We start from the raw sequence: 5,579 nt of genomic DNA on the forward strand, positions 1-5,579 counted from the left end.
AAGATCATTAAGAGATTATGAAGAACAACTTGTGTGGATTTTTACTGATTGATCGATCGAAAATATTTCATTGATTGAATGGTAGAAATTACTCGAAGTTTATTTGAGAAATTAATGTCAGAAAATTGATGAGCCAAGATTTGTAGCCATAAGCTACTAATGATTTTAAACTGAAGAGTTTGATCATGGCTCAGATTGAACGCTGGCGGCAGGCTTAACACATGCAAGTCGAGCGGAGAGAAGTAGCTTGCTACTGATCTTAGCGGCGGACGGGTGAGTAATGCTTAGGAATCTGCCTATTAGTGGGGGACAACATTCCGAAAGGAATGCTAATACCGCATACGCCCTACGGGGGAAAGCAGGGGATCTTCGGACCTTGCGCTAATAGATGAGCCTAAGTCGGATTAGCTAGTTGGTGGGGTAAAGGCCTACCAAGGCGACGATCTGTAGCGGGTCTGAGAGGATGATCCGCCACACTGGGACTGAGACACGGCCCAGACTCCTACGGGAGGCAGCAGTGGGGAATATTGGACAATGGGCGGAAGCCTGATCCAGCCATGCCGCGTGTGTGAAGAAGGCCTTTTGGTTGTAAAGCACTTTAAGCGAGGAGGAGGCTACTAGTACTAATACTACTGGATAGTGGACGTTACTCGCAGAATAAGCACCGGCTAACTCTGTGCCAGCAGCCGCGGTAATACAGAGGGTGCGAGCGTTAATCGGATTTACTGGGCGTAAAGCGTGCGTAGGCGGCTGATTAAGTCGGATGTGAAATCCCTGAGCTTAACTTAGGAATTGCATTCGATACTGGTCAGCTAGAGTATGGGAGAGGATGGTAGAATTCCAGGTGTAGCGGTGAAATGCGTAGAGATCTGGAGGAATACCGATGGCGAAGGCAGCCATCTGGCCTAATACTGACGCTGAGGTACGAAAGCATGGGGAGCAAACAGGATTAGATACCCTGGTAGTCCATGCCGTAAACGATGTCTACTAGCCGTTGGGGCCTTTGAGGCTTTAGTGGCGCAGCTAACGCGATAAGTAGACCGCCTGGGGAGTACGGTCGCAAGACTAAAACTCAAATGAATTGACGGGGGCCCGCACAAGCGGTGGAGCATGTGGTTTAATTCGATGCAACGCGAAGAACCTTACCTGGTCTTGACATAGTAAGAACTTTCCAGAGATGGATTGGTGCCTTCGGGAACTTACATACAGGTGCTGCATGGCTGTCGTCAGCTCGTGTCGTGAGATGTTGGGTTAAGTCCCGCAACGAGCGCAACCCTTTTCCTTATTTGCCAGCACTTCGGGTGGGAACTTTAAGGATACTGCCAGTGACAAACTGGAGGAAGGCGGGGACGACGTCAAGTCATCATGGCCCTTACGACCAGGGCTACACACGTGCTACAATGGTCGGTACAAAGGGTTGCTACCTCGCGAGAGGATGCTAATCTCAAAAAGCCGATCGTAGTCCGGATTGGAGTCTGCAACTCGACTCCATGAAGTCGGAATCGCTAGTAATCGCGGATCAGAATGCCGCGGTGAATACGTTCCCGGGCCTTGTACACACCGCCCGTCACACCATGGGAGTTTGTTGCACCAGAAGTAGCTAGCCTAACTGCAAAGAGGGCGGTTACCACGGTGTGGCCGATGACTGGGGTGAAGTCGTAACAAGGTAGCCGTAGGGGAACCTGCGGCTGGATCACCTCCTTAACGAAAGATTGACGATTGGTAAGAATCCACAACAAGTTGTTCTTCATTGATGTATCTGAGGGTCTGTAGCTCAGTTGGTTAGAGCACACGCTTGATAAGCGTGGGGTCACAAGTTCAAGTCTTGTCAGACCCACCAAGTCTACGAAGCTGATAAAAGCGACAGAAACTTACAGGATATATTAAGATCTTAAGCTGGGGACTTAGCTTAGTTGGTAGAGCGCCTGCTTTGCACGCAGGAGGTCAGGAGTTCGACTCTCCTAGTCTCCACCATCACATCGCAATGCGATGAGCTAAGAAACAAGCAAACGATGTTTTAGATTATAGAAATTAGTAAGAAGTTAGCGTAATATGCGCGTCTTGTTAACTTCTGTGATTTATCACAGTTGACTGCGATCTGACGAAGACGTAGTGAATCATTAACAGAATATATTTGAGTTGAAATAATTTGTTCATACTCATTGAAAGCAAGATTAACAAGCAATTGTTAATGTTGAATGAAATGAGTTACTAGCGAAATTAACTGAATCAAGCGTTTTGGTATGTGAATTTGAATTGAAGCTGTACAGTGTTTAAGTACACGAAGCAACAAACTGTATGATCGAGCAATCGATCTGTCTTAGTACTACTTGTAGGTGCTACGACTGTTTGGGGTTGTATAGTCAAGTAATTAAGTGCATGTGGTGGATGCCTTGGCAGTCAGAGGCGATGAAAGACGTAATAGCCTGCGATAAGCTCCGGGGAGGCGGCAAATATCCTGTGATCCGGAGATTTCTGAATGGGGGAACCCACCTACTATAAGGTAGGTATTGCAACATGAATACATAGTGTTGCAAGGCGAACGAGGGGAAGTGAAACATCTCAGTACCCTTAGGAAAAGAAATCAATTGAGATTCCCTCAGTAGCGGCGAGCGAACGGGGAAAAGCCCATTAAGTCATATCAGTTTTAGTGGAATGCTCTGGGAAGTGCAACCATAGTGGGTGATAGTCCTGTACACGAAAGGGCTGATATGATGATGTCGAGTAGGGCGAGGCACGTGAAACCTTGTCTGAATATGGGGGGACCATCCTCCAAGGCTAAATACTCCTGACTGACCGATAGTGAACCAGTACCGTGAGGGAAAGGCGAAAAGAACCCCTGTGAGGGGAGTGAAATAGATCCTGAAACCGCATGCATACAAGCAGTGGGAGCCGACTTGTTCGGTGACTGCGTACCTTTTGTATAATGGGTCAGCGACTTACATTCAGTAGCAAGGTTAACCGGATAGGGGAGCCGTAGAGAAATCGAGTCTTAATAGGGCGTTTAGTTGCTGGGTGTAGACCCGAAACCAGGCGATCTATCCATGAGCAGGTTGAAGGTTGGGTAACACTAACTGGAGGACCGAACCCACTGTCGTTGAAAAGCCAGGGGATGACTTGTGGATAGGGGTGAAAGGCTAATCAAGCCTGGTGATAGCTGGTTCTCCCCGAAAGCTATTTAGGTAGCGCCTCGGACGAATACCATAGGGGGTAGAGCACTGTTTCGGCTAGGGGGTCATCCCGACTTACCAAACCGATGCAAACTCCGAATACCTATGAGTACTATCCGGGAGACAGACTGCGGGTGCTAACGTCCGTAGTCAAGAGGAAAACAATCCAGACCGCCAGCTAAGGCCCCAAAATTATAGTTAAGTGGGAAACGATGTGGGAAGGCATAGACAGCTAGGAGGTTGGCTTAGAAGCAGCCACCCTTTAAAGAAAGCGTAATAGCTCACTAGTCGAGTCGGCCTGCGCGGAAGATGTAACGGGGCTAAAACTATATGCCGAAGCTGCGGATTTACGCATTAGCGTAAGTGGTAGGGGAGCGTTCTGTAAGCCGATGAAGGTGGATTGAGAAGTCTGCTGGAGGTATCAGAAGTGCGAATGCTGACGTGAGTAACGACAAAACGGGTGAAAAACCCGTTCGCTGAAAGACCAAGGGTTCCAGTCCAACGTTAATCGGGGCTGGGTGAGTCGACCCCTAAGGCGAGGCCGAGAGGCGTAGTCGATGGGAAATTGGTTAATATTCCAATACTTCTGTGTAATGCGATGAGAGGACGGAGAAGGTTAAGTCAGCCTGGCGTTGGTTGTCCAGGTGAAAGGTTGTAGGCATGTATCTTAGGCAAATCCGGGGTACTCTATGCTGAGAACTGATAGCAAGCTGTACTTGTACAGTGAAGTGGCTGATACCATGCTTCCAGGAAAAGTCTCTAAGCTTCAGTTACACAGGAATCGTACCCGAAACCGACACAGGTGGTCAGGTCGAGTAGACCAAAGCGCTTGAGAGAACTCTGCTGAAGGAACTAGGCAAAATGGTACCGTAACTTCGGGAGAAGGTACGCTGCTGACGGTGATAGGACTTGCTCCTTGAGCTATTGGCAGCCACAGAAACCAGGCCCCTGCAACTGTTTATTAAAAACATAGCACTCTGCAAACACGAAAGTGGACGTATAGGGTGTGATGCCTGCCCGGTGCTGGAAGGTTAATTGATGGGGTTAGCGTAAGCGAAGCTCTTGATCGAAGCCCCAGTAAACGGCGGCCGTAACTATAACGGTCCTAAGGTAGCGAAATTCCTTGTCGGGTAAGTTCCGACCTGCACGAATGGCATAATGATGGGGGCGCTGTCTCCAGCAGAGGCTCAGTGAAATCGAATTCGCCGTGAAGATGCGGTGTACCCGCGGCTAGACGGAAAGACCCCGTGAACCTTTACTGCAGCTTGACATTGAACTTTGATCTTACTTGTGTAGGATAGGTGGGAGGCTTTGAAGTTGGAACGCTAGTTCCAATGGAGCCGTCCTTGAAATACCACCCTGGTAATATTGAGGTTCTAACTCTGTCCCGTTATCCGGGACGAGGACCATGTCTGGTGGGTAGTTTGACTGGGGCGGTCTCCTCCTAAAGAGTAACGGAGGAGTACGAAGGTGCGCTCAGCGTGGTCGGAAATCACGCGTAGAGTATAAAGGCAAAAGCGCGCTTAACTGCGAGACCCACAAGTCGAGCAGGTACGAAAGTAGGTCTTAGTGATCCGGTGGTTCTGTATGGAAGGGCCATCGCTCAACGGATAAAAGGTACTCTGGGGATAACAGGCTGATACCGCCCAAGAGTTCATATCGACGGCGGTGTTTGGCACCTCGATGTCGGCTCATCTCATCCTGGGGCTGAAGCAGGTCCCAAGGGTATGGCTGTTCGCCATTTAAAGAGGTACGCGAGCTGGGTTTAGAACGTCGTGAGACAGTTCGGTCCCTATCTACCGTGGGCGCTGGAAATTTGAGAGGATCTGCTCCTAGTACGAGAGGACCAGAGTGGACGAACCTCTGGTGTACCGGTTGTGACGCCAGTCGCATCGCCGGGTAGCTATGTTCGGAAGGGATAACCGCTGAAAGCATCTAAGCGGGAAGCCTACCTCAAGATAAGATTTCCCTAGGACTTTATGTCCTCTAAAGAGCCGTTGAAGACTACGACGTTGATAGGTTGGATGTGGAAGCATAGTGATATGTGAAGCTGACCAATACTAATTGCTCGTGAGGCTTGACTATACAACACCCAAACAGTTGGTGTTGTGGTTCAAAGCACTGCAAATAACTTGATTTAGTTATAAAGCTAGATACAATATCCAACTCAAATGTACCTGTTAATAACTCATTTGGAAAAAACCTTAGCATAAACGTAAGACTAAGCAAGTATCCATAAACAGTTGTGCTGGCGACAATAGCAAGAGTGAACCACCTGATCCCTTCCCGAACTCAGAAGTGAAACCTCTTAGCGCTGATGGTAGTGTGGGGTTACCCATGTGAGAGTAAGTCATCGCCAGCTCATTAATTCTAAAAACACCCCCTTCTACTAAGAAGGGGGTGTTTTTT

General features: G+C 48.6%; 2 tRNA genes and 3 rRNA genes. All 5 read left to right on the forward strand.

Going from position 1 to position 5,579, the window contains the following annotated elements:
* Window positions 1-167 precede the first annotated feature (167 nt).
* The 5 genes from MKI85_RS16825 to rrf all read left to right on the forward strand — a co-directional run bounded on the left by MKI85_RS16825 (window position 168) and on the right by rrf (window position 5,532).
* Window positions 168-1,704: ribosomal RNA gene (locus MKI85_RS16825) — 16S ribosomal RNA — on the forward strand.
* Between the two features lie 59 nt (window positions 1,705-1,763).
* Window positions 1,764-1,840 (forward strand) — tRNA-Ile (locus tag MKI85_RS16830).
* Between the two features lie 58 nt (window positions 1,841-1,898).
* Window positions 1,899-1,974 (forward strand) — tRNA-Ala (locus MKI85_RS16835).
* A gap of 387 nt (window positions 1,975-2,361) precedes the next feature.
* Window positions 2,362-5,255 (forward strand): 23S ribosomal RNA (locus MKI85_RS16840).
* 162 nt (window positions 5,256-5,417) lie between these two features.
* A 5S ribosomal RNA gene (gene rrf / locus MKI85_RS16845) occupies window positions 5,418-5,532 on the forward strand.
* The 16S, 23S and 5S rRNA genes sit together here with 2 tRNA genes alongside, the layout of an rRNA operon.
* The last annotated feature ends 47 nt before the right edge of the window (window positions 5,533-5,579 follow it).

Source organism: Acinetobacter zhairuonensis, assembly GCF_022601715.1.
Taxonomy (GTDB): domain Bacteria; phylum Pseudomonadota; class Gammaproteobacteria; order Pseudomonadales; family Moraxellaceae; genus Acinetobacter.